This window comes from Desulfuromonas sp. CSMB_57, from assembly GCF_020194955.2.
Lineage (GTDB): Bacteria > Desulfobacterota > Desulfuromonadia > Desulfuromonadales > Syntrophotaleaceae > JAFCIY02.
Map to the genome: position 1 here is coordinate 1 of NZ_JAFCIY020000087.1, position 800 is coordinate 800.

At 47.4% G+C, this 800-nt stretch carries 2 protein-coding genes; both read right to left on the reverse strand.

All coding sequences use genetic code 11. The features are described 5' to 3' along the window. Positions 1–156: 156 nt before the first annotated feature. Positions 157–456: a type II toxin-antitoxin system RelE/ParE family toxin gene (locus tag JQN68_RS14430; protein WP_225073864.1), complete on the reverse strand. Its 300-nt coding sequence runs from the start codon at positions 454–456 to the stop codon at positions 157–159. Between the two features lie 2 nt (positions 457–458). Further along, a complete protein-coding gene (locus JQN68_RS14435) occupies positions 459–728 on the reverse strand; it encodes a type II toxin-antitoxin system Phd/YefM family antitoxin (protein ID WP_225073865.1) in 270 nt (89 codons plus the stop codon). Positions 729–800 lie beyond the last annotated feature (72 nt).

Below are 800 nucleotides of genomic sequence, written 5' to 3' on the forward strand. Positions count from 1 at the left end.
CCGCTTGGATAAAAAGTAAGGCGTCCTGCGGGACGCGACCCGCGGTCTTGTCTTTGACCTTGGTAACTATAAAATCCAAAACCAGAAACCAAGTTCGCCGGTCCCGGCCGGCAGCTGGCCTACTTTCTTTGCTCGTCCCAAAAAAGCACTTACTATTCATGGCAACCGCATTAACCGTTCACTCCGCCACACTCGAACAACACTTATCTTTTCCTTGTATCGACGGTAAACAATTCGGAATGGAGAATGGATCAATTCTCTCACGTGAGGATTGTCAAACTCGGGAACAACTCGTCCACGATCAGGATGAATAACCAGTTTTTCAACCGAAGAGATGATCTCTTTAATAAATCGCTCGCCAACCTCCGGGACCTCCTGTTCCTGATAATATTCTCGAATAGCCTCCAGGTCACGGACTGCGGACTCAGTGATTGTGATGATAATTTTATCGGGCATGTCTACTTCAGGCCCAAACGTGCTTTTGCAGCTTCAAGGCTGATCTCACGCTTATTGTCCAAATCATTAAACCCTTCAACCACTCCACGCATGAATGCTTTTTCCTCTTCAGCACTCTCAAAATCGTCGAGAGATTGCATGACCGCAACACCACGACCGCGACTGGTCAACAAGACCGGACGATGGGACTCATTGGTGCGTTTAACGATTTTCCCCGGATTTATCTTCATTTCGGACAGGGGGACAATATCTTCGGAAAATTTAACCCTCATATTCACACCTCCATGTAGTCCACTAATAGCACCTGTTTATAGGTCTGTCAATGGCACCACTTGGCGGACTGT